This is a genomic window from Planococcus donghaensis MPA1U2, from assembly GCF_000189395.1.
GTDB lineage: Bacteria > Bacillota > Bacilli > Bacillales_A > Planococcaceae > Planococcus > Planococcus donghaensis_B.
On the sequence record NZ_AEPB01000054.1, the window covers coordinates 1 to 23,057 of the forward strand.

Below are 23,057 nucleotides of genomic sequence, written 5' to 3' on the forward strand. Positions count from 1 at the left end.
ATGAAACAGTTTTAAAATAAATTCTAAAATAACGACAAATTAGAATTTGGTGAGGTCAAAAAAGCAATTGAACTAAATTACTAATATAATAGTCGAACCTTTAAACGCTTAAAATCAAAGGCTTTTTTGTTTGATTTATAATTTTGATACTTACTATTTGATATGTGTAAAAAGCTTGTTGTATAATTAAGTCAAATATAGTCAAAGTCAACTTTTTCATATTATGTACGAAGAGGTGAAAGCAATGCGGAACATTTCGGATGTAATTGAAGGTTATTTGAGACAAGTTATCGAATTAAGCGAGAGAGACCATATTGAAATTAAACGCAGTGAAGTGGCTGAAAAATTTCAGTGTGTCCCTTCTCAAATAAATTATGTTATAAATACTCGATTTACGGTTGATCGTGGATACTTGGTAGAAAGTAAACGCGGTGGTGGTGGGTATATTCGCATTAAAAGAATCAGGCTACATCAAAAGTCAGATGTTATAGCAGAAGTTATTGAGCGATTGGAACATGGGGCTACGCAGATAATGGCAGAAGACATCGTATTTAGATTACTTGATGAAGAAATTATTTCTAAGCGAGAAGCTAAACTAATTCTTAGTGCCATTGATCGAGGTACTTTGCTTCTCCCTCTTCCGACACGTGATGAAATTCGCGCGCGTATTCTTATAGCAATGCTCTTCACAATTAAATATCAAACGAACACATAAAGAGGTGAAAAGATGATTTGCGATCAATGCGGAGAACGTTCTGCATCAGTTATAGTTAAACAACAGCAACAAGGACAGATAGTTGAAAGGAATTTATGTCATATCTGTGCTGCTGAAAACCATAGTATTAATATTGCTTTTGAACAGGATCCTTTAGCTATTCATCAGTTATTATCAAATTGGTTCCCTAATGCGCAAGCATCCATTAACCCAGTCAGAAAGGAAATAGCAACATGTCCTTCCTGTGGTTTTACTTTCTCTAAATTTTTACGAATCGGGAAATTTGGATGTGCTTCTTGTTATGATGCGTTTTCACCTCAGCTTAACGAGATCTTTAAACGTTTCCATAACGGAAATATAGAGCATACGGGTAAAATACCTGCTTCTTACGGCACAACTTTGAAAATAAAAAAAGAAATTGAAGAACTTCGAAAACAAATGCAAATATCCATTCAAGGAGAGCATTTTGAAGAAGCTGCTAGATTAAGAGATGAAGTAAAAGTTTTAAGTGCAAAGCTTGAAGGAGGTATCCAGGATGGCAGTTGAGCGTTTTCTTCAACCCCATGCAAGTAGCTGGATGGCTAACGATGGTGAAAATGTAGATATTGCAATGAGTACAAGAATTAGATTGGCCAGAAATTTGAACAACTTTAAATTCCCGTATGCTTTTACAGAAGACGAAGCACTCAAAGTAGACAAAGAAATCTCGGCTGTATTATTAGATAAAGGAAATGAATTAGACTATACTTTTAGCCATATCAGTATTGAAGAGCTAGCTGAGTTGCAAAAAGAGATACTGGTAGAAAAACATTTAATTAGTCCTTATCTTATAAATAGTCATCACTCAGGTTCTGTTTTGTTGTCTGATAACGAAGAGCTGAGTATTATGGTGAATGAAGAAGATCATTTGCGAATTCAAAGTCTTCAATCAGGATTTCAACTTCAACAAGCTTATAAAATAGCAAATGAACTAGATTCTCTTTTAGAAAAAAACTTATCTTATGCTTTTCATGAAAAACATGGGTATTTAACTAGTTGTCCAACAAACGTAGGAACTGGGATGCGGGCATCCGTTATGCTTCATTTACCTGCTTTAACTATGTCGCATCAAATCCAACGAATCATTCCAGCTATTTCAAGACTTGGAATGGTGGTTCGAGGCATATATGGTGAAGGTAGTGAGGCTTTAGGAAATGTTTATCAAATATCTAACCAATTGACTCTTGGAAAATCAGAATACGAGATTCTTCAAGACCTAGAAAACATGACAGAGCAAATTATTCAACAAGAACGTAAGGCGCGTGAAGCGATTGCGTTAAATTCACCGATAGTATTGGAAGACAGGATATACCGTTCACTTGGCACCCTTACCCATTCGAGACTGCTGACGACAGAAGAAGCTGCAACGTGTCTGTCAGATGTTCGTTTGGGTATAGATTTAAAAATGATTCAAGATGTAGATATGTCGATTTTAAATGAATTAATGATTTTTATGCAGCCGGCATTTCTGCAGCAATATGCAGACAAGCCACTGCAACCGAAAGAACGCGATTTTGCTCGGGCGAAGTTGTTCCGAGAAAGGTTGAATAAAAACGGTATAAATAGTGAAGGAGAGGATCTTGCATGATGTTTAATCGATTTACACAACGCGCACAAAAAGTTCTTCAGTTAGCTCAAGAAGAGGCAATTCGTATGAAACATGAATCAATCGGTACAGAGCATATTCTTCTCGGTTTAATTCGTGAAGGTGGCGGAATTGCTGCTAAAGCTCTTGAAGCGATTGAAGTGAATACTCAGTTGATCGAAGAAGGTGTTAAAGAATTGGTTGGAGTCGGCGAAAAAGAAGTTGGTCCAATTGTGCATTACACACCGAGAGCTAAAAAAGTTATTGAATTGTCAGTTGATGAGTCCCGTAAATTGGGTCACTCTTATATAGGAACAGAACATTTACTATTAGCACTTATTCGTGAAGGAGAAGGCGTTGCAGCTCGTGTGTTAGGAAATGCCGGTGTTAGCTTGAATAAAGCGCGCCAGCAAGTGTTACAGCTTCTAGGCAGCAATGAGCAGACGTCTACAGGGACGAGCCCGAATGCGTCGGCGAATACACCAACATTAGATGGGTTAGCTCGTGATTTAACACAAGTCGCTCGTGAAGGGGGATTAGATCCTGTAATCGGCAGAAGCGATGAAATTACACGTGTGATTGAAGTGTTGAGCCGTAGAACAAAAAATAACCCGGTTTTAATTGGTGAACCTGGTGTTGGTAAAACAGCGATTGCTGAAGGATTGGCTCAGCAAATCGTTAACAATGAAATTCCTGAAACATTACGTGATAAACGCGTTATGGTTTTAGATATGGGTACAGTGGTGGCTGGAACAAAATACCGCGGAGAATTTGAAGATCGCTTGAAAAAAGTGATGGATGAAATTCGTCAAGCAGGTAACGTTATTCTGTTTATCGATGAGCTTCATACATTAATTGGTGCTGGCGGTGCAGAAGGGGCGATTGATGCTTCTAATATTTTGAAACCATCACTATCACGTGGAGAACTTCAATGTATTGGTGCGACAACGTTAGATGAGTACCGTAAGTATATTGAAAAAGATGCAGCTCTTGAGCGTCGTTTCCAACCAATTCAAGTAGATGAGCCTTCAGTTGAAGAATCGATTCAAATTATTCGTGGCTTGCGCGATCGTTATGAGGCGCATCACCGTGTGAAAATTACGGATGAAGCAATTGAAGCAGCGGCTAAAATGTCAGACCGCTATATTTCGGATCGATTCTTACCAGATAAAGCAATTGATTTGATTGATGAGGCCGGATCGAAAGTAAGACTTCGTTCTTATACAACTCCACCAGATTTAAAAGAGTTGGAATCTCGTTTAGAAGCGGCACGTTCTGAGAAAAATGAAGCTGTTCAAAGCCAAGAGTTTGAAAAAGCCGCTTCGCTTCGTGATGCTGAACAAAAACTGCAAAACCAATTAGATAAAACGAAGAAAGAATGGAAAGAAAAACAAGGCAAAGAAGAGTCTGAAGTGACAGTAGAAGATATTGCGAAAGTCGTTTCTATGTGGACGGGTATTCCAGTTTCGAAACTGGCACAAACAGAATCAGATAAGTTGTTGAATTTGGAGTCTATCTTGCATAACCGTGTTATTGGGCAAAATGAAGCAGTAACTTCAATTTCTAAAGCTATTCGACGTGCGCGTGCAGGGTTGAAAGATCCAAAACGTCCAATTGGATCGTTTATTTTCCTTGGTCCAACAGGTGTTGGTAAAACGGAATTAGCACGTGCCTTAGCAGAGTCTATGTTTGGCGATGAAGAAGCGATGATTCGCATCGACATGTCCGAGTATATGGAAAGACATTCAACTTCGCGTTTGGTTGGATCACCTCCAGGTTATGTTGGATATGAAGAAGGCGGACAGTTAACAGAAAAAGTTCGTAGAAAACCTTATTCTGTAGTACTTCTTGATGAAATTGAGAAAGCTCACCCGGATGTTTTCAACATTCTGTTGCAAGTTCTTGAAGATGGTCGTTTAACGGATTCAAAAGGTCGCAGAGTCGATTTCCGTAATACGGTTATTATCATGACTTCGAACGTAGGGGCAGAAGAGTTGAAATACAATAAATATGTTGGCTTTAATTTGGAAGATGCAAAAACGGATTATAAAGACATGAAAGGGAAAATGCTTGCTGAGTTGAAAAAAGCATTCCGCCCAGAGTTCTTGAACCGTGTCGATGACATGATCGTCTTCCATTCTCTTGAAAAAGAAAACTTAAGAGAAATTGTGAACTTGATGACAAAACAATTGGTAGATCGCTTGAAAGAGCAGGATATCGATTTGGAGTTAACAGATGCAGCGCTTGAAAAAGTAGCGAATGAAGGATATGATCCGGAATACGGGGCGCGTCCATTACGTCGTTCACTTCAAAAACACGTAGAAGACCGTTTGTCAGAAGAGTTATTAAAAGGTACAGCTCTGTCAGGACAAAAAATGATCTTTGATGTTGAAGGCGATGAATTTGTCGTTCGAACAAACAAACCAGAAAAAACAAAAGAAATAGCAATAGAAAAACAATAAGAATCTTCCGCTCTCCGGAGTTACTTTCCGGCGAGCGGTTTTTCTATTTAAGGAGGTACACATGGCTAAGAAAAAGACGAAATTCATTTGTCAGTCGTGTGGCTATGAATCGGCCAGATGGATGGGGAAATGTCCAGGGTGCGCATCATGGAATACGATGACAGAAGAAGTAGAAGTCCAAGCTCCTAAAGGAACACGCGGTTCTTTTCAACATAGTGCGTCAGTTCCGCAAAAAGCGACGCCTATCAATGCGATTGAAACACAAGACGAACCACGGGTAGAAACAGAACTAAGCGAATTAAACCGTGTACTTGGTGGAGGCATTGTGCCAGGGTCATTAGTACTTATTGGGGGAGACCCGGGTATAGGGAAATCAACATTGCTATTACAAGTTTCAGCGATGCTTGCAAACGGTGGAAACCGGGTATTATATATTTCCGGAGAAGAATCAATTCGCCAAACTAAATTGCGTGCAGAGCGTTTAGATGCAACGTCTTCAGAGTTGTTTATCTATGCTGAAACGAATCTTGAACTGATTCACCATACCATTGAAGAGGTGGCACCTGACTTTGTTATTGTCGATTCAATTCAAACTGTTCATCATCCGGAAGTCACATCTGCACCAGGTAGTGTGACACAAGTAAGAGAAAGTACGGCAGAGTTGATGCGAATCGCTAAAACAAAGAATATTGCGATTTTCCTCGTTGGACACGTAACAAAAGAAGGTCAAATTGCAGGACCGCGTATTTTAGAGCATATGGTTGATACGGTGTTATATTTTGAAGGCGAACGCCATCACACATATCGCATTTTACGCAGTGTTAAAAACCGTTTTGGTTCTACGAATGAAATCGCGATTTTTGAAATGCTTCAAAGTGGATTAAAAGAAGTGCTAAATCCATCAGAGTTATTTTTACAAGAGCGGTCGAGTGGTTCGGCAGGCTCAACTGTTGTAGCTTCAATGGAAGGAACAAGGCCCATCTTGGTTGAAATCCAAGCATTGGTGACGCCTTCGAGTTTTAATTATCCAAAACGGATGGCGACGGGAATTGATGTCAATCGCGTGACCTTGTTGATGGCGGTGCTAGAAAAGCGTGTAGGTATGCTTTTGCAAGCGCAAGACGCGTACATTAAAGTTGCGGGTGGCGTAAAGCTTGACGAACCAGCGATTGATTTGGCTGTGTTAGCCAGTATTGTTTCGAGTTTCCGTGATAAAGCACCAAATGTTTATGATTGTATAATCGGCGAAGTCGGGTTGACCGGTGAAGTTAGACGCGTATCGCGTATTGAGCAGCGTGTTCAAGAAGCGGCAAAACTAGGCTTTAAACGTGCGATTATTCCCGCATCTAATTTAGGTGGCTGGGATTTTCCGGAAGGAATTCGCGTAGTAGGTGTAGAAAGTGTTAACGATGCATTAAAAGAGATTTTTCCACAGTAAGGAGGCAATATTGCCTCCTTTTATTTCTAGGTATGTATCTTTGGGGCGTTCTTGTTTTATAATGTGTATAATTAAAAAAGGAGGTGGAGCTCGTGTTAAGACCTATTATTCAAATAATGTTTTTACTTATTGGTGCGACGATCGGAATTTTATTATTACCATCTGCATTTGAACTTATTCCCCTTCTCGACAGTCCGTGGATCAGTAATCCATATGTAGCAGCAATTGTTGGTGCTCTTATCTTTTTCATCTTATCTTTATTATTTGTCGATTCATTGATTCATTTTATGAAATGGATGGAAGAGAAGTTATTGCGTGCCCCAACCCCGGACCTTTTATTCGGAACGGTCGGGATGGTTATTGGACTTGTAGTGGCGTTTTTAGTAGGATTTGCGTTAAGCACGGTTGATATTCCACTTGTGGCGACAGTAGCGCCGCTAGTACTTTCAGTAGTGCTAGGTTATTTAGGGTTTCAAGTCGGATTCCAAAAGCGCGAGGAAATGTTAACGATGTTAACGCCTGCTAAATTTGTACCGGTGAAAAAGCAAGAAATCGAAGAGCCGATTGAAAAAACATCTTATAAATTGCTCGATACGAGCGTGATTATTGATGGCCGAATTGCGGATATTTCTGCAACTGGGTTTATGGAAGGGACATTTGTCGTGCCGCAATTTGTTTTGTCTGAACTGCAACATATTGCGGATTCGTCAGATACATTGAAACGAACTCGCGGTAGGCGAGGATTGGACATTTTAAAACGTCTTCAAAGCGAGCGTGTAGATGCTATCATGATTACGGAAGAAAGTTTCGATGAAGTAAGCGAAGTCGATTTGAAACTAATGCGCGCTGCGAAAAAAATGGGCGGCAAAGTCGTGACCAACGATTTTAACCTCAATAAAGTGTGTGAACTGCACAATGTTCCGGTATTGAATATTAATGATTTGGCGAATGCTGTAAAACCTGTGGTTATTCCAGGAGAAGATATGCATGTCGTAGTCATTAAAGACGGCAAAGAGCAAAATCAAGGTGTCGCTTATTTAGACGATGGGACGATGATTGTCATTGAAGGCGGTAAAGGGTTTATTGGCCAAGCGATCAATGTTACCGTTACGAGTGTGTTGCAGACTTCTGCAGGCCGAATGATTTTTGCGAAACCGCGTGAAGGCAAATAACGTGCAACATATGGATAAAGGATGTTTATTATGAATTATACAGTCGTCTTGCCTGCTGCTGGCAGTGGGAAACGAATGAAAGCTGACAAAAATAAATTATTACTTGAACTTTTCGGTAAGCCTATTTTTCTATATACATTAGAAGTTTTTCAACAAGACCCAAACTGTGATGCGATTTGGTTGGCGGTAAAAGAGCAAGAGCGGGAACTAATTGAAAACTATGTAAAACGCTATAACTTAACAAAAGTACAAGGTTACGCTACAGGGGGAACAGAACGGCAAGATAGTGTGAGAGCTTGCCTCGAAGCAATTCCACCTTGTGGCGTTGTTTTGGTTCATGATGCAGCAAGGCCATTTATCGACAAAGAAGTCATTGCGAATTTAGTGGAAACAGCTCACACGTCTGGTGCAGCAATAGCCGCTGTTCCGGTAAAAGATACCATTAAAAAAGCAGAAAATGGCATTATTTCAGAAACAGTAGACCGCAATCAATTATGGATGATTCAAACGCCACAAGCATTTCGTTATTCATTAATGTTAGAAGCAGCTCAAAAAGCTCACAACGATGGCTTTATGGGAACAGATGAAGCGATGCTTGTTGAACGGTTAAATTACCCTGTCGCGATTGTTGAGAGTACATACGAAAATATAAAAATGACGACGCCAGATGATTTGATTTATGGAAGAGCTATTCTGGAAAGTCGCTTACAGGAGGAACAGAAATGATTCGAATTGGACAAGGTTATGATGTGCATCAATTAGCAGAAGGACGCCCATTTATTTTAGGTGGCGTTGAAATCGAACACGACCGAGGACTTCTTGGTCATTCAGATGCAGACGTATTATTGCATACCATCACAGATGCGGCACTTGGCGCAATTGGTGGAGGCGATATCGGTAAACATTTTCCAGACACAGATCCGGAATTTAAAAACGCGGATTCTCGTAAATTATTGACGCACATTTGGCAATATGTAAAAGAACAAGGCTATGAGCTTGGCAATGTGGATTGCACTGTAATTGCGCAAAAACCGAAATTGGCGCCTTATATTGAACAAATGCGCGAATCAATTGCTAACTTACTTGAAGCAGATATTTCGCAAGTTAGTGTCAAAGCTACAACTTCAGAACACCTTGGGTTTGTTGGACGTGAAGAAGGAATTGCTGCGCTTGCAGTGATCCTACTAACAAAACACCCAGTTTCTCTTGATGTGCCAGAGTGATAGAATAGTAAAAGAATAAACGATATTTTAGGAGGAAATAAAATGACACAAGAAGTTCGCGTACGTTACGCACCAAGCCCGACAGGCCATTTGCATATCGGGGGCGCTCGTACAGCTTTATTTAATTATTTATTTGCACGTCATAACAACGGAAAATTCATTGTTCGCATTGAAGATACAGATACGGCTCGTAATATCGAAACAGGGATTATGTCTCAGTTGGATAACTTAAAATGGTTAGGCATTGAACACGACGAGTCTATTGATGTTGGCGGAGAATACGGTCCTTATCGTCAAATGGAACGTTTGGATACGTACAAAAATCATTCAGATCAAATGCTCGAAAAAGGATTGGCTTTTAAATGTTTCTGTACTCCTGAAGAGTTAGAAGTAGAACGCGATGCACAAAAAGCAGCGGGTATTGCAGCTCCTCAATACAGCGGAACTTGCCGTAACTTAACGGCGGAAGAAGTGGCTGAAAGAGAAGAGTCAGGTAAGACGTTTAGCATTCGTGCAAAAGTTCCTACAAACGTAACTTATGAATTTAACGATTTAGTACGCGGTCCGATTTCATTTGAATCAAAAGATATTGGCGACTGGGTGATGGTTAAAACGACAGGGATTCCGACGTATAACTTTGCCGTTGTTATTGATGATTATTTGATGAAGATTTCTCATGTTTTCCGCGGAGAAGAGCATTTGTCGAACACACCAAGACAAATGATGATATACGATGCATTTGGTTGGGATTATCCGAGCTATGGTCACATGACGTTAATCATTAACGAAGATCGTAAGAAATTATCGAAACGCGACGAGTCGATCTTACAGTTTATTTCACAATATAAAGAATTAGGCTATATTCCTGAAGCGTTATTTAACTTCTTTGCACTTCTAGGCTGGTCTCCAGAAGGAGAAGAAGAAATCTTCTCGAAAGAAGAATTTATTCGCATTTTTGATGTAGAACGTTTGTCTAAATCGCCATCGATGTTCGATAAGCAAAAGTTGATGTGGATGAACAACCAATATATTAAACAATTGCCGCTTGAAGAAGTTGTGAAATTAGCACTTCCGCATTTGCAAAAAGCAGGGAAATTACCAGAAGAAATGACACCAGAACAAACAGATTGGGCTAACAAGCTTGTTGCTTTGTATCACGATCAAATGAGCTATGGTGCTGAAATTACTGAGCTATCAGAACAATTTTTCACTGACGATTTAACATATGGCGAAGCTGAAAAAGAAGTGTTGGCTGGAGAACAAGTGCCGGAAGTAATGGCAGCATTTAAAGAGCAATTGGCTAGCTTAGAAAACTTTGAACCCGCTGAAATTAAAGCGGCAATAAAAGCTGTTCAAAAAGCAACAGGTCATAAAGGCAAAAACTTGTTTATGCCAATTCGTGTGGTTATTACTGGCCAAATGCACGGTCCTGAATTGCCAGATGCGATTTCTTTATTAGGAAAAGACAAAGCAATCGCGCGCGTAGCACAATATGCAAGTGCGTAACGTTGACTTATTCGGCTGACGGTGTAAAATGAATTTACTATCATTAAAACGTTGACGAGAAGAAGTACATGTAGCAAGCTCTCTAGAGAAGATCCTCACCGGCTGAAAAGGATCTGTGCCACTGCTGCATGGAAATGCCTCTCCGAGTGCTGAGTCGAAACAAGTAGACCAGACGTTTTGCCTGCGTTATAGGCTTTCGAGAGAAAAGGACGTTTTGTTCTTTTAATCAGAGTGGAACCGCGCAATTATGCGTCTCTGTCATTTATATGACAGGGGCGCTTTTTATTTTGGAACAGAAAGGAAGCGAGAAGAATGTTTAAGTTATTAAAAGACGATGTCGATGTCATTTTTGAACAAGATCCAGCAGCGCGTAATTATTGGGAAGTTATTCTTACGTATTCCGGTCTTCATGCCATTTGGTCGCACCGGCTGGCACATTTTTTCTTTAAGAATAAATTATTCTTTATTGCTCGTGTTATTTCCCAGATAAGTCGGTTTTTTACCGGAATCGAAATTCATCCAGGCGCTGTAATTGGCAGTCGATTCTTTATTGACCACGGCATGGGTGTTGTGATTGGCGAAACATGTGAAATCGGCGATAATGTGACGCTATACCAAGGCGTGACATTAGGCGGTACGGGGAAAGAACGTGGCAAACGCCATCCCACATTAGAAGACAATGTATTGGTTGCGACTGGCGCTAAAGTTTTAGGGTCTATCGTCATCGGCGCGAATTCTAAAGTTGGAGCGGGTTCGGTTGTTTTAAAAAATGTCCCAGTGAATTCCACAGTAGTAGGAATTCCGGGGAAAGTGGTTATGCAAAATGGTGTGAAAGTAAAGCAAGATTTAAATCACCAAAATATGCCCGATCCTGTCATGGATAAATGTGATGGCATGGAAGCGAAAATTGCTCAATTACAACATGAAATAGAACAGCTAAAAACATCAACGCAGAGAGAAGGGCGAGGTTTATGAGTATCCAAATTTTTAATTCGTTGTCACGACAAAAAGAAGAGTTTATTCCTTTAGAAGAAGGCAAAGTAAAAATGTATGTCTGCGGTCCAACGGTTTACAATTACATTCATATTGGCAATGCTCGCCCGGTTATCGTGTATGATACGGTGCGTCGCCATTTACAATACCGCGGTTACGATGTGAAATATGTATCAAACTTCACAGATGTTGACGATAAATTAATTAAAGCAGCGAATGAACTTGGTCAAGAAGTTCCTGAAATTGCAGAACGTTTTATCGCTGCTTATTTTGAAAATACAAAAGCGCTTGGCTGCGCAGAAGCGGACGTTCATCCGTTAGTAACCGATCATATGGCGCAAATTATTGAATTTATCGTGGCATTGATTGAAAAAGGCTATGCATATGAGTCGCAAGGTGATGTGTATTACAGAACGCGTAAATTTGATGGGTACGGCAAATTATCTCATCAATCTGTCGACGAATTAAAAATAGGCGCCCGAGTTGAAACAGGCGATAAAAAAGAAGATGAGCTAGATTTCGTTTTATGGAAAGCTGCCAAACCGAAAGAAATTTCATGGGATAGCCCATGGGGCAAAGGACGTCCAGGCTGGCACATTGAATGCTCGGTGATGGCACGTGAGCATTTAGGTGATACGATTGATATTCACGCAGGCGGACAAGATTTAACGTTCCCGCATCACGAAAATGAAATTGCCCAATCCGAAGCATTCACAGGAAAACCATTTGCGCATTATTGGATGCATAACGGGTATATTAATATTGATAACGAGAAAATGTCGAAGTCATTAAATAACTTTGTATTAGTGAATGACATATTGAAAGAACTAGACCCACAAGTGCTGCGCTTCTTCATGCTATCGGTTCATTATCGGCACCCAATCAATTACTCACAGCAATTGGTGGAAGATGCAGTGGCAGGGCTCGAGCGTTTACGTACAGCTTATGCAAACTTGAAACACCGTTTGAGTGCATCTGCTGACTTAGGCGATCATTCGGATACGTGGGTTCATAAAATTGAAGAGATTAAAACTGCGTTTATTGAAACTATGGACGATGACTTTAATACAGCAAATGCGATTTCAAGCTTGTTCGATTTGTCTCGTTTGTCAAATACGTATTTACTCGAAAAACAAACAGCAACATCCGTTTTAGAAACATTTATTGCGGTGTTTGATGAGTTGGCGGGTATCTTAGGATTGCCATTCAACCAACAAGAAGAATTACTGGACGAAGAAGTTGAGGCCTTAATGGCAGAACGTATTGAAGCGCGGAAAAACCGTGACTTTGCTCGTGCAGATGAGATTCGTGATTTATTCAAAGAAAAAAACATCATACTAGAAGATACAGCACAAGGGACACGCTGGAAGCGAGGGCAATAAAGTGAATGTTTTACGTAAAAATGATGTAGATCAATTAAATGCACTGGCTCTTGCTTATATGGGAGATGCGGTTTACGAACAAGCGGTACGTGAGCATTTATTGCGTTCGGGTCGCTCGAAACCGAATATTTTGCATCGTCAATCCACGACGTTTGTTTCGGCTAAAGCGCAAGCAGTGGTGCTGAAGCGGCTAACAGAAGAAGATTTTTTAACAGAAGCGGAACTAGCGGTCATGAGACGCGGACGCAACGCTAAGTCCGGATCGGTTCCTAAAAATACCGACGTACAAACTTATAATTTCAGTACAGCTTTTGAAGCGGTACTGGGATGGTTGTATTTAAAGGAAGAGCAAGCGCGTGTGGACGAAATCATTTCCTATGCGATTGAAATAATTGAAGAGCTGGGAGGCGTATTGAAATGACGGAAGAAGAGTTGGCACCAGAGATTATTGGTGGGAAAAACCCAGTACTCGAAGCATTAAGAGCAGACCGTGATATCAATAAAATCTGGATTGCTGAAGGCGTACAGAAAAAAGGTATCACCGAATTGTTGCAATTAGCGAAAGACAAAGGTGTTATTGTTCAATCTGTTCCGAAGAAAAAAATCGATGGCTTAACAGATACCAATCACCAAGGCATTGCAGCAGCTGTAGCTGCTTATAACTACGCAAGCTTGGACGATTTGTTTGACGCAGCAACAGCGAAAAATGAAGATCCGTTTTTCTTGATCTTAGATGAGTTAGAAGATCCGCATAATTTAGGATCTATTATGAGAACGGCCGATGCAATTGGCGTTCACGGATTGATCATTCCAAAGCGCCGAGCAGTTGGCTTAACGGGTGTTGTTGCAAAAGCTTCAACAGGCGCGATTGAACATGTGCCAGTCGTGCGCATTAATAACTTGTCGCAAACTGTAGATGAATTAAAAAAGCGTGGGGTATGGATTGCAGGTACTGATGCCAAAGAATCGGTGGATTACCGAAGAATGGATGCAGCTTTACCACTTGCCGTTATTATTGGCAGCGAAGGCAAAGGCATGAGTCGAATTTTGCGTGAGAAATGTGATTTCTTGTATCAATTGCCGATGATTGGACATGTGACATCGCTCAATGCTTCAGTAGCAGCAAGCTTATTGATGTACGAAGTTTACAGAAAGCGCAATCCATTAGGTTGATGCGATGAATATTCTGCTAGTTGATGGATATAACATCATTGGAGACTGGGTAGAACTGCAAGAACTAAAAAAAGATAAATTGGCAAATGCCAGAGATCGTTTGATTGAGCGAATGGCAGAATACCGGAGCTACAAAGGATGGCGCGTAATTATTGTGTTTGACGCCCATCTGGTTCCGGGCATTGAAGCCAAAAATCTTCATCATGATGTGGAAGTCATTTACACAAAAGAAAGTGAAACAGCGGATGAGCGGATTGAAAAGTTAGTAGCAAGTCTACATACGCGCCGCGACCAAATTTATGTGGCAACATCGGATTTAACCGAACAATGGGTCATTTTTGGCAAAGGCGCGTTGCGAATTTCAGCACGCGAATTGGAAATTGAAATGGTTGAAATCCAGGAGAACATCACTAAAAAAGTAAAAGAAATCCAAGAGCAGCGCGGAATTTCTAAAATACCACTGTCTGGAGAAGTAGCGGAAATTTTCGAAAAATGGCGAAGAGGCTTGAAATGAACGGTTGACGCTCATTTTTTCCTTCATGTATACTGAGGATATCGAGGCTCACGCAATCGGAGGGATCACCCGTGGAAAATCATGAGCAAGTTCAGCTTCAACGATTCACCGACATGACAGATGAAGAACTTGTCAGTTTAGTCCACAGTGGAAACACGGAGGCATTGGATTTTTTAATAACGAAGTTCCGGCCTTTTGTTCGAATGAAAGCGCGGTCGTATTTCCTGATTGGTGCTGATAAAGAAGACATTATTCAAGAAGGTATGATTGGTTTATACAAGGCGATTCGGGATTTTAAGAGCGATAAATTATCTTCTTTCCGTGCATTTGCAGAACTATGCATTATCCGTCAAATCATTACCGCCATTAAAACGGCAACGCGTCAAAAACATATTCCGCTGAATTCATATATTTCCTTGGACAAACCGATTTACGATGAAGAGTCTGACCGCACGTTAATGGATGTATTAACCGGAAACGGTGTAGACGATCCGGAAGATTTGATTATTCATAATGAAGAATTTCAGTATATGGAAGAGAAAATGGGCGAAGTACTTAGCGAATTAGAACGAGAAGTGCTAGCACTTTATCTTGATGGTCAATCTTATCAAGAAATCTCAGAAAAGCTTGAGCGTCACGTGAAATCGATTGATAACGCCTTGCAACGAGTCAAGCGAAAATTAGAACGCCACTTGCAGATTAATGAGATGCCTAGCTCTTGATGCGCGGTTGACATGTCTGTTTTAAGGTGATAACCTTGAAAAAGCTGTAAACTTGAATAAGGTGATAAAATGGCTAAAAAAATTGCATTAAGCTGCTCAAAATGTGCAACTCGTAATTATACGGTTCCTGCGAAAGCAGAATCTAGCACACGTTTGGAACTCAAAAAATTCTGTGCTCATTGTAATGAGCATACCGTGCATAAACAAACGATATGAATTTTAACTGAATGCCGGACGATATAGAGTGATTTTGAAATTCGGAGGTTTTTTAAATAATGGGTAACATTGGCAGTTTCTTTAAAAACGTCGTTTCGGAAATGCGGAAAGTTAGCTGGCCAAAACGAAAAGAACTTACACGTTATACAATCGTTGTTCTTGCTACTTGTATTTTCATGGCTCTCTTTTTCACAGTAGTCGATGCAGGTATTTCTAAATTATTCCGTTGGTTCATCGCACTATAAGATCGATAAGAATAATGCATAAAAAATAGCCCGTCATTCTATGAGAACGGGTTTTTTCATTTGGTAAAAAAGGAGGGATGGACGTTTAGTCCGCACGATTATGGAGAAAAATTGGTATGTAGTCCACACCTATTCAGGATATGAAAACAAAGTTAAAGCAAACTTGGAAAAGCGAGTGGAAACTATGGGGATGGAAGATTTGATCTTCCGTGTCATCATTCCTGAAGAACAAGAAACAGATTTTAAAGACGGCAAGAAACGTACAGTAATGCGTAAAACTTTCCCTGGATATGTCTTGGTTGAATTAATCATGACAGATGAATCTTGGTATGTTGTTCGAAATACACCAGGTGTTACCGGATTTATCGGTTCATCAGGTGGAGGCGCAAAACCAACACCATTGTTAGATGAAGAAGTTGAATTCATCTTGAAACAAATGGGAATGACGGAACGCAAAGTAGATATCGACTTTGCTGTTGCGGATACAGTTGAAGTTATGGAAGGGCCGTTCGCTAACTTCCAAGGGAAAGTAGAAGAAATTGATGATACAAAAGGCAAAGTTAAAGTGTCGATTGACATCTTCGGACGCGAAACCAAAATGGAACTGGATTTCGAGCAAGTTCAAAAAGTATAAAAGCCACTTGCTATTCTAAATTATTAATGGTATTATTTCATAGGTCAGACTGTCATAGGACACTCTGTACAATTTAGCTAATTCTATCAACATCGTTGACAGACAGATATTGAGTGGGAGGGGAAACCCTATTACCACATCACGGACTTAAGGAGGTGTGTTTCGTGGCTAAAAAAGTTGTTAAAGTTGTAAAGTTGCAGATTCCTGCAGCAAAAGCTAATCCAGCGCCACCAGTTGGTCCAGCATTGGGTCAAGCAGGTGTTAACATCATGGGCTTCTGTAAAGAGTTCAACGCGCGTACGGCAGATCAAGCAGGACTGATCATTCCAGTTGAGATTTCAGTATTTGAAGATCGTTCATTTACATTCATTACGAAAACTCCACCCGCAGCTGTTCTATTAAAAGTAGCAGCCGGTATTGAATCAGGTTCAGGCGAACCGAACCGCAATAAAGTAGCGACTGTGAAACGCGACAAAGTTCGCGAAATCGCAGAAACTAAAATGCCAGATCTAAATGCTGCTTCAGTTGAAGCTGCAATGTTGATGGTTGAAGGTACTGCTCGCAGTATGGGAATCGTAATCGAAGACTAATTCGAGCAGTTGTTTTTGGATGGGTTGCGCAGTTCATCATGAGCCGCGCAGCCTTTAATCGTGGGAGGTTCATTCCGTTATACCACAACAAGGAGGACGTTTAAAATGGCTAAAACAGGCAAAAAATTGCAAGACGCAGCAAAATTAATCGACCGTTCTAAACTATACGAAGCGAAAGAAGCTATCGAACTTGCTAAAAAAGCAAGCACAGTAAACTTCGACGCTACAGTAGAAGTGGCTTTCCGTCTAGGAATTGACACGCGTAAGAACGACCAGCAAATCCGTGGAGCAGTAGTACTTCCAAACGGAACTGGTAAAACTCAAAGCGTTTTAGTTTTCGCTAAAGGCGAAAAACTAAAAGAAGCTGAAGCGGCAGGCGCAGATTTCGTAGGCGACGCTGAATATATCCAAAAAATCCAACAAGGATGGTTTGACTTCGACGTGATCGTTGCAACTCCTGATATGATGGGTGAAGTTGGTAAACTTGGACGCGTTTTAGGACCAAAAGGCTTAATGCCAAACCCTAAAACAGGCACAGTTACATTTGATGTAACAAAAGCTGTTCAAGAAATCAAAGCTGGTAAAGTGGAATACCGTGCAGACAAAACAGGTATCATCCATGCGCCAATCGGGAAAGTTTCTTTTGATGACAGCAAACTTGCTGAAAACTTAGAAGCAATCTATGACGTAGTATTAAAAGCGAAGCCATCTTCTGCTAAAGGTACTTACATCAAATCATTGAACGTTACAACTACAATGGGACCTGCTGTTAAAGTAGATCCATCTAAAGTAGTTGCTAAATAAAATATTGACATCGTATTTCCGCTCTGCTATACTAGCGGAGTTGTGAAATACCCATTTGTACCGCAGACAGTAGGGGCGCTAGTCGCTTAATTTATCCCTGCCGAGGACATGATGAATTCAGTAAACATCTTTTTGATGCTGATTTTATGCCTCTGTGTCTGTAATGGACCAGAGGCTTTTCTTATGGACGGTATAAATGAAAAATCTATAGGAGGTGCCAAAATGAGCAAAGCAGTTGAAACGAAAAAAGTTGTCGTGCAAACAATCGCTGATAAATTCAATGCTGCAGCGTCAGTTGTAGTTGTTGATTACCGTGGATTGAACGTTGCACAATTAACAGAACTTCGTAAACAGCTTCGTGAAGCAGGCGTTGAGTTTAAAGTTTACAAAAACTCAATGACTCGTCGTGCGACTGAAATGCACGGACTTGAAGCGATCAACGAACACTTTACAGGACCAAACGCAATTGCATTTTCTAACGAAGATGTAGTAGCACCAGCACGTATCATCAACAACTTCGCGAAAGCGAACGAAGCGCTTGAAATTAAAGCGGGTGTTATCGAAGGTGCAGTCGCATCTGCTGAAGACATGAAAGCATTGGCAGAACTTCCATCACGCGAAGGCTTGCTATCTATGCTACTCAGCGTTCTACAAGCTCCAATGCGCAACTTTGCAGCTACAACAAAAGCAGTTGCAGATCAAAAAGAAGAACAAGGCGCTTAATAAGTTAGCCGGCTAAGCACGACAAAAAAATTACCTATCAATAGGAGGAAACTATAATGACACAAGAACAAATCTTAGAATCAATCAAAGAAATGACAGTTCTTCAACTTAACGACCTAGTAAAAGCAATCGAAGAAGAGTTCGGCGTAACTGCTGCTGCTCCTGTTGCTGCAGCTGCAGCTGGTGGCGCTGCTGAAGCAGAGCAAACTGAATTTGACGTAGTTCTTGCTTCTGCAGGCGATTCAAAAATCAAAGTAATCAAAGCAGTACGCGAAGTAACTGGTCTTGGTCTTAAAGAAGCGAAAGCTCTTGTAGACGAAGCTCCTAAAGCAATCAAAGAAGGCGTTTCTAAAGAAGACGCTGAAGAAATCAAAGGCAAACTTGAAGAAGTTGGCGCGTCAGTAGAAGTTAAGTAATTTCATGACTTTATAAAAAAAGGAGGAAAGTTCGTCAGTGTATACCGGCGGGCTTTTCTTCTTTTTAATTTATTAAGAAGACGAGCAACGGTCTATAATAAGGTGAATGCAAGGAGGACTAACTATGTCTCAACATTATTATTCCAAAAATCCTCAAACAAAAAGCAATCCTCGAGAATGGACAGACATACTACGAGGCGAGAAATTCCGATTCCAGACTGATGCAGGAGTTTTTAGCAAAAGTGAAGTCGATTTTGGGTCGCGGTTATTAATCGAGACATTCCAAAATTCCGCTATAGATGGACCGGTGCTGGATGTCGGCTGCGGTTATGGACCGATTGGAATGACGGTCGCAAAAATATCTCCTCAAAAACAAGTTCATATGGTAGATGTTAATACACGGGCTATTGAATTAGCCAAAACAAACGCAGAGAAAAATGATATTTCCAACGTTCGAATCTATGAAAGTGATGGATTGAGTACGGTGGAAGCTAGTGGTTTTTCTGCAATTTTAACAAACCCGCCGATTCGGGCAGGTAAAGAAACAATATTTCGTTTTTACGAAGAAGCTGCTGAGAAATTAGCGGATGGTGGATCGTTGTGGGTAGTCATCCAGAAAAAGCAGGGTGCTCCTTCTACACAGGTGAAATTAGAAGAACTTTTCGGTGAAGTAAAAGTGGTCGATAAGAAAAAAGGTTACTTTATTTTTGAAGCTCGAAAAGTTTGACTTGACAAAACGGCTGTGTTATTATAATAAAATGCAAAATTTATTATTTTGAGGTCGTTTGCCCTTTTTCGGGCTACGCATGACGACATAGCTAATCAAGTGTAAACCGAAAATGAGCTGATTTTAGTCTCGTTTTCTTTTTGTCTTTTCGATATCATACACTATTTTGTATAAATCGCAAAGACCTATAATCGTTTTATTGAGGGGTGAATAAGTTGGTAGGTCAACTAGTTCAGTACGGTCAACATCGTCAACGCAGAAGTTTTTCGAGAATCAGTGAAGTGCTGGATCTTCCGAACTTGATTGAAATTCAATCATCATCTTATGAATGGTTTCTCGAAGAAGGACTTCGTGAAATGTTCCGAGATATCTCGCCGATTGAAGATTTCACAGGAAATCTATCGCTCGAGTTTGTTGATTACAGTCTCGCGGAACCGAAGTATCCAGTCGATGAATCGAAAGAGCGCGACGTAACTTATGCGGCACCTTTGCGTGTGAAAGTACGTCTGCACAACAAAGAAACAGATGAAGTAAAAGAGCAAGATGTCTTCATGGGTGATTTCCCGTTAATGACAGAAACAGGTACTTTTGTAATCAACGGCGCAGAACGCGTTATCGTTTCTCAGTTGGTTCGTTCGCCGAGTGTTTATTTCCATGACAAGACAGATAAAAATGGTAAAAAAGGCTTTGGGGCAACTGTTATTCCGAACCGTGGAGCATGGTTAGAATACGAAACAGATGCAAAAGATGTTGTGTATGTCAGAATTGATCGCACGCGTAAATTACCGGTAACGGTTCTTTTAAGAGCGCTTGGTTTCGGATCTGATCAAGAAATCATCGATTTACTTGGAGATAACGAATATCTTCAAAATACACTTGAAAAAGATAACACAGAGAGCACAGACAAAGCGCTTCTTGAAATTTATGAACGCCTGCGCCCTGGTGAGCCACCAACAGTTGAAAGTGCGAAGAGCTTACTATATTCACGCTTCTTTGACCCAAAACGCTATGATTTAGCAAATGTTGGTCGTTATAAAATGAACAAAAAGCTTCATATTAAAAACCGTCTTTTCAATCAGACAATTGCAGAAACATTGGCAGATCCTGAAACAGGCGAAATTTTAGTTGAAGCTGGTACATTGATTGATCGTCGTGTATTGGATCGCTTAATTCCGAACTTAGAAAATGGTGTTGGTTTCCATACTGTTTCTCAAGTAGGTGGCGTTCTAGAAGGCGAAGTTACTTTACAGTCAATCAAAATTTATGCGCCAAACAACGAAGACCAAAAAGAAATTACTGTTATTAGTAATGCTTATATAGAAGATAAGATTAAGCATGTAACACCGGCTGATATTATTTCTTCTATTAGTTACTTCTTTAACCTTCTTTATGGTGTCGGAAACACAGATGATATTGATCATCTTGGTAACCGCCGTCTACGTTCAGTAGGTGAGCTTTTACAAAACCAATTCCGTATCGGTTTATCACGTATGGAGCGCGTAGTGCGTGAGCGTATGTCGATCAACGATACACAAGCAATCGTGCCTCAGCAATTGATTAATATCCGTCCGGTTATTGCATCGATTAAAGAGTTCTTCGGTAGTTCTCAGCTTTCTCAGTTTATGGATCAAACCAATCCACTTGCTGAATTGACACACAAACGTCGTCTATCGGCGCTTGGACCCGGTGGTTTAACACGTGAACGTGCGGGCTTTGAAGTACGTGATGTTCACTATTCTCATTATGGTCGCATGTGTCCAATTGAAACGCCTGAGGGCCCGAACATTGGATTGATTAACACATTGTCAACATTTGCGAAAGTGAACAAGTTTGGTTTCATTGAAACCCCTTATCGCCGTGTAGATGCTGAAACAGGTGTTGTTACAAAACATATCGATTACTTAACTGCTGATGAAGAAGATAACTATGTAGTGGCTCAAGCCAATTCTAAATTGAATGACGATGGTTCATTCGTTGAAGAAGGCATTGTGGCACGTTTCCGCGGAGAAAACACGATTTACAAACGCGGCAGCATTGACTACATGGATGTTTCTCCAAAACAGGTTGTTTCTGTAGCAACAGCGTGTATTCCGTTCCTTGAAAACGATGACTCCAACCGAGCATTAATGGGAGCGAACATGCAACGTCAAGCAGTTCCGTTATTAAATCCGGAAGCTCCTTTTGTAGGAACTGGAATGGAACATTTGGCAGCGCGTGATTCTGGTGCAGCTGTTGTAGCAAAAAATGATGGTATTGTAGAGTTTGTGGAAGCTAAAGAAATTGCAGTCCGCCGCATTGAAGTTGTGGATGGTAATGAAGTTAGAGGCGACCTTGATACTTACAAATTGCAGAAATTCGTTCGTTCTAACCAAGGAACAAGTTATAACCAACGCCCAATTGTTAAAGTTGGAGACCGAGTTTCTAAACGCGATATTCTAGCCGATGGACCTTCAATGGAACGCGGAGAGATGGCATTAGGAAGAAACGTATTGGTTGCCTTCATGACATGGGATGGTTTTAACTACGAAGATGCGATTATCATGAGTGAACGTTTAGTTAAAGACGATGTTTATACATCTGTTCATATTGAAGAGTACGAATCTGATTCACGTGATACAAAACTAGGGCCGGAAGAAATTACGCGCGATATTCCGAACGTTGGGGAAGACGCATTACGTAACTTGGATGACCGTGGAATTATCCGTGTCGGAGCTGAAGTAAAAGATGGAGATATTCTTGTTGGTAAAGTAACACCTAAAGGGGTTACGGAACTAACTGCTGAAGAACGTCTTTTACATGCTATATTTGGCGAAAAAGCACGCGAAGTTCGCGATACTTCATTGCGAGTGCCTCACGGTGCTGGCGGTATTGTATTGGATGTTAAAATCTTCAATCGTGAAGATGGAGACGAACTACCACCGGGTGTTAATCAGTTAGTCCGTGCATACATCGTTCAGAAACGTAAAATTTCTGTTGGTGATAAAATGGCCGGACGTCACGGAAACAAAGGTGTTATTTCAAGAATTTTACCTGAAGAAGATATGCCGTTTATGCCTGATGGCACGCCAGTTGACATTATGTTGAACCCACTTGGTGTACCTTCTCGTATGAATATCGGTCAGGTACTTGAATTACACCTTGGAATGGCTTCTCGTTCACTTGGAATTCATATGGCTTCGTCTGTATTTGATGGAGCAAATGAAGAAGATGTGTTGGAGACAATGGAAGAGTCAGGTATGCCGCGCGATGGCAAAACGATTCTTTATGATGGCCGTTCTGGTGAAGCGTTCGATAACCGTGTGTCTGTAGGGATTATGTATATGATTAAACTTGCCCACATGGTCGACGACAAATTGCACGCACGTTCAACTGGACCTTACTCATTGGTTACACAACAACCATTGGGTGGTAAAGCACAATTCGGCGGACAGCGTTTTGGTGAGATGGAAGTATGGGCACTTGAAGCATATGGTGCAGCTCATACATTACAAGAAATCTTAACGGTTAAATCGGATGATGTTGTAGGTCGTGTGAAAACTTATGAAGCAATTGTTAAAGGTGAAAGTGTACCGGAACCAAGTGTGCCGGAATCATTTAAAGTATTAATTAAAGAGCTTCAAAGTTTAGGTATGGACGTTAAAATGTTAACTATTGATGATGAAGAAATTGAGTTGCGTGATTTGGATGAAGAAGAAGATCTTCAACCAGCTGACTCATTAAATATCTTACCAATTGCAGATGCAGAAGCACCGGTTGGAACAATTGATTAATAATTACT

Annotated in this window: 24 protein-coding genes and 2 other annotated features; all 24 genes read left to right on the forward strand. The window is 40.6% G+C overall.

Annotation, left to right across the window (positions count from 1 at the left end; genetic code table 11):
- Positions 1–244 precede the first annotated feature (244 nt).
- Positions 245–715, forward strand: coding sequence for a CtsR family transcriptional regulator (locus tag GPDM_RS14235; RefSeq protein ID WP_008432439.1), 471 nt, complete (start codon positions 245–247; stop codon positions 713–715).
- A 12-nt stretch (positions 716–727) separates the two neighbouring features.
- Positions 728–1,261 (forward strand): UvrB/UvrC motif-containing protein, encoded by a 534-nt coding sequence (locus GPDM_RS14240; RefSeq protein ID WP_008432440.1) that lies wholly within the window; start codon positions 728–730, stop codon positions 1,259–1,261.
- Positions 1,251–2,342 carry a protein-arginine kinase McsB gene (locus GPDM_RS14245; protein WP_008432442.1) on the forward strand — a complete coding sequence of 364 codons (1,092 nt, stop codon included), beginning with the start codon at positions 1,251–1,253 and terminating at the stop codon, positions 2,340–2,342. Before GPDM_RS14240 ends, GPDM_RS14245 begins: the two co-directional genes overlap by 11 nt.
- Positions 2,339–4,801 carry an ATP-dependent protease ATP-binding subunit ClpC gene (gene clpC, locus GPDM_RS14250; protein WP_008432444.1) on the forward strand — a complete coding sequence of 821 codons (2,463 nt, stop codon included), beginning with the start codon at positions 2,339–2,341 and terminating at the stop codon, positions 4,799–4,801. The genes GPDM_RS14245 and clpC overlap by 4 nt, the downstream gene beginning before the upstream one ends.
- 61 nt (positions 4,802–4,862) lie before the next feature.
- Complete coding sequence (radA, locus tag GPDM_RS14255) at positions 4,863–6,239, forward strand: DNA repair protein RadA (RefSeq protein ID WP_008432445.1); 1,377 nt, start codon at positions 4,863–4,865, stop codon at positions 6,237–6,239.
- A 92-nt stretch (positions 6,240–6,331) separates the two neighbouring features.
- Positions 6,332–7,411, forward strand: a complete 1,080-nt coding sequence (locus GPDM_RS14260; protein ID WP_008432447.1) for a PIN/TRAM domain-containing protein — start codon at positions 6,332–6,334, stop codon at positions 7,409–7,411.
- A gap of 30 nt (positions 7,412–7,441) precedes the next feature.
- Positions 7,442–8,137, forward strand: coding sequence for a 2-C-methyl-D-erythritol 4-phosphate cytidylyltransferase (gene ispD, locus GPDM_RS14265; protein WP_008432449.1), 696 nt, complete (start codon positions 7,442–7,444; stop codon positions 8,135–8,137).
- Positions 8,134–8,634 carry a 2-C-methyl-D-erythritol 2,4-cyclodiphosphate synthase gene (ispF, locus tag GPDM_RS14270; protein WP_008432451.1) on the forward strand — a complete coding sequence of 167 codons (501 nt, stop codon included), beginning with the start codon at positions 8,134–8,136 and terminating at the stop codon, positions 8,632–8,634. The genes ispD and ispF overlap by 4 nt, the downstream gene beginning before the upstream one ends.
- 42 nt (positions 8,635–8,676) lie before the next feature.
- Entirely contained in the window at positions 8,677–10,140 is a 1,464-nt protein-coding gene (gene gltX / locus GPDM_RS14275) for a glutamate--tRNA ligase (RefSeq protein WP_008432453.1), read from the forward strand.
- Positions 10,141–10,182: 42 nt separating this feature from the next.
- Positions 10,183–10,400 (forward strand) — a binding site (T-box leader).
- A gap of 52 nt (positions 10,401–10,452) precedes the next feature.
- A complete protein-coding gene (epsC, locus tag GPDM_RS14280; RefSeq protein WP_008432454.1) occupies positions 10,453–11,115 on the forward strand; it encodes a serine O-acetyltransferase EpsC in 663 nt (220 codons plus the stop codon).
- Positions 11,112–12,515: a cysteine--tRNA ligase gene (gene cysS, locus GPDM_RS14285; RefSeq protein WP_008432456.1), complete on the forward strand. Its 1,404-nt coding sequence runs from the start codon at positions 11,112–11,114 to the stop codon at positions 12,513–12,515. Before epsC ends, cysS begins: the two co-directional genes overlap by 4 nt.
- Before the next feature lies 1 nt (position 12,516).
- On the forward strand, positions 12,517–12,936 hold the full coding sequence (locus GPDM_RS14290; protein ID WP_008432458.1) for a Mini-ribonuclease 3: 420 nt from the start codon (positions 12,517–12,519) through the stop codon (positions 12,934–12,936).
- Complete coding sequence (rlmB, locus tag GPDM_RS14295) at positions 12,933–13,688, forward strand: 23S rRNA (guanosine(2251)-2'-O)-methyltransferase RlmB (RefSeq protein WP_039863443.1); 756 nt, start codon at positions 12,933–12,935, stop codon at positions 13,686–13,688. Before GPDM_RS14290 ends, rlmB begins: the two co-directional genes overlap by 4 nt.
- 4 nt (positions 13,689–13,692) lie before the next feature.
- On the forward strand, positions 13,693–14,202 hold the full coding sequence (locus tag GPDM_RS14300; protein WP_008432462.1) for an NYN domain-containing protein: 510 nt from the start codon (positions 13,693–13,695) through the stop codon (positions 14,200–14,202).
- 71 nt (positions 14,203–14,273) lie between these two features.
- Positions 14,274–14,924, forward strand: coding sequence for an RNA polymerase sporulation sigma factor SigH (sigH, locus tag GPDM_RS14305; protein ID WP_008432464.1), 651 nt, complete (start codon positions 14,274–14,276; stop codon positions 14,922–14,924).
- Between the two features lie 69 nt (positions 14,925–14,993).
- Positions 14,994–15,140: a 50S ribosomal protein L33 gene (rpmG, locus tag GPDM_RS16515; RefSeq protein WP_008432466.1), complete on the forward strand. Its 147-nt coding sequence runs from the start codon at positions 14,994–14,996 to the stop codon at positions 15,138–15,140.
- Between the two features lie 59 nt (positions 15,141–15,199).
- Entirely contained in the window at positions 15,200–15,385 is a 186-nt protein-coding gene (gene secE, locus GPDM_RS14310; RefSeq protein ID WP_008432468.1) for a preprotein translocase subunit SecE, read from the forward strand.
- Positions 15,386–15,485: 100 nt separating this feature from the next.
- Positions 15,486–16,019 carry a transcription termination/antitermination protein NusG gene (nusG, locus tag GPDM_RS14315; RefSeq protein WP_008432469.1) on the forward strand — a complete coding sequence of 178 codons (534 nt, stop codon included), beginning with the start codon at positions 15,486–15,488 and terminating at the stop codon, positions 16,017–16,019.
- A gap of 164 nt (positions 16,020–16,183) precedes the next feature.
- The gene (gene rplK, locus GPDM_RS14320) at positions 16,184–16,609 is read left to right on the forward strand and encodes a 50S ribosomal protein L11 (protein ID WP_008432470.1); all 426 of its coding nucleotides are present in this window, start codon (positions 16,184–16,186) and stop codon (positions 16,607–16,609) included.
- Positions 16,610–16,714: 105 nt separating this feature from the next.
- Positions 16,715–17,413, forward strand: coding sequence for a 50S ribosomal protein L1 (gene rplA / locus GPDM_RS14325; RefSeq protein ID WP_008432471.1), 699 nt, complete (start codon positions 16,715–16,717; stop codon positions 17,411–17,413).
- A 42-nt stretch (positions 17,414–17,455) separates the two neighbouring features.
- Positions 17,456–17,604 (forward strand) — a sequence feature (ribosomal protein L10 leader region).
- A 31-nt stretch (positions 17,605–17,635) separates the two neighbouring features.
- Complete coding sequence (gene rplJ / locus GPDM_RS14330; protein WP_008432472.1) at positions 17,636–18,136, forward strand: 50S ribosomal protein L10; 501 nt, start codon at positions 17,636–17,638, stop codon at positions 18,134–18,136.
- A 56-nt stretch (positions 18,137–18,192) separates the two neighbouring features.
- Positions 18,193–18,552: a 50S ribosomal protein L7/L12 gene (rplL, locus tag GPDM_RS14335; protein ID WP_008432473.1), complete on the forward strand. Its 360-nt coding sequence runs from the start codon at positions 18,193–18,195 to the stop codon at positions 18,550–18,552.
- 124 nt (positions 18,553–18,676) lie between these two features.
- Positions 18,677–19,279: a class I SAM-dependent methyltransferase gene (locus GPDM_RS14340; RefSeq protein ID WP_008432474.1), complete on the forward strand. Its 603-nt coding sequence runs from the start codon at positions 18,677–18,679 to the stop codon at positions 19,277–19,279.
- Between the two features lie 215 nt (positions 19,280–19,494).
- Complete coding sequence (rpoB, locus tag GPDM_RS14345) at positions 19,495–23,049, forward strand: DNA-directed RNA polymerase subunit beta (RefSeq protein WP_008432475.1); 3,555 nt, start codon at positions 19,495–19,497, stop codon at positions 23,047–23,049.
- Positions 23,050–23,057: the final 8 nt, after the last annotated feature.

Excerpts from the sequence above, each read along its gene's own strand:
- GPDM_RS14235 (WP_008432439.1), top strand. The coding sequence starts at position 245 with ATGCGGAACATTTCGGATGTAATTGAAGGTTATTTGAGACAAGTTATC.
- GPDM_RS14240 (WP_008432440.1), top strand. The coding sequence starts at position 728 with ATGATTTGCGATCAATGCGGAGAACGTTCTGCATCAGTTATAGTTAAA.
- GPDM_RS14245 (WP_008432442.1), top strand. The coding sequence starts at position 1,251 with ATGGCAGTTGAGCGTTTTCTTCAACCCCATGCAAGTAGCTGGATGGCT.
- clpC (WP_008432444.1), top strand. The coding sequence starts at position 2,339 with ATGATGTTTAATCGATTTACACAACGCGCACAAAAAGTTCTTCAGTTA.
- radA (WP_008432445.1), top strand. The coding sequence starts at position 4,863 with ATGGCTAAGAAAAAGACGAAATTCATTTGTCAGTCGTGTGGCTATGAA.
- ispD (WP_008432449.1), top strand. The coding sequence starts at position 7,442 with ATGAATTATACAGTCGTCTTGCCTGCTGCTGGCAGTGGGAAACGAATG.
- ispF (WP_008432451.1), top strand. The coding sequence starts at position 8,134 with ATGATTCGAATTGGACAAGGTTATGATGTGCATCAATTAGCAGAAGGA.
- gltX (WP_008432453.1), top strand. The coding sequence starts at position 8,677 with ATGACACAAGAAGTTCGCGTACGTTACGCACCAAGCCCGACAGGCCAT.
- epsC (WP_008432454.1), top strand. The coding sequence starts at position 10,453 with ATGTTTAAGTTATTAAAAGACGATGTCGATGTCATTTTTGAACAAGAT.
- cysS (WP_008432456.1), top strand. The coding sequence starts at position 11,112 with ATGAGTATCCAAATTTTTAATTCGTTGTCACGACAAAAAGAAGAGTTT.
- rlmB (WP_039863443.1), top strand. The coding sequence starts at position 12,933 with ATGACGGAAGAAGAGTTGGCACCAGAGATTATTGGTGGGAAAAACCCA.
- GPDM_RS14300 (WP_008432462.1), top strand. The coding sequence starts at position 13,693 with ATGAATATTCTGCTAGTTGATGGATATAACATCATTGGAGACTGGGTA.
- rpmG (WP_008432466.1), top strand. The coding sequence starts at position 14,994 with ATGGCTAAAAAAATTGCATTAAGCTGCTCAAAATGTGCAACTCGTAAT.
- secE (WP_008432468.1), top strand. The coding sequence starts at position 15,200 with ATGGGTAACATTGGCAGTTTCTTTAAAAACGTCGTTTCGGAAATGCGG.
- nusG (WP_008432469.1), top strand. The coding sequence starts at position 15,486 with ATGGAGAAAAATTGGTATGTAGTCCACACCTATTCAGGATATGAAAAC.
- rplA (WP_008432471.1), top strand. The coding sequence starts at position 16,715 with ATGGCTAAAACAGGCAAAAAATTGCAAGACGCAGCAAAATTAATCGAC.
- rplJ (WP_008432472.1), top strand. The coding sequence starts at position 17,636 with ATGAGCAAAGCAGTTGAAACGAAAAAAGTTGTCGTGCAAACAATCGCT.
- rplL (WP_008432473.1), top strand. The coding sequence starts at position 18,193 with ATGACACAAGAACAAATCTTAGAATCAATCAAAGAAATGACAGTTCTT.
- GPDM_RS14340 (WP_008432474.1), top strand. The coding sequence starts at position 18,677 with ATGTCTCAACATTATTATTCCAAAAATCCTCAAACAAAAAGCAATCCT.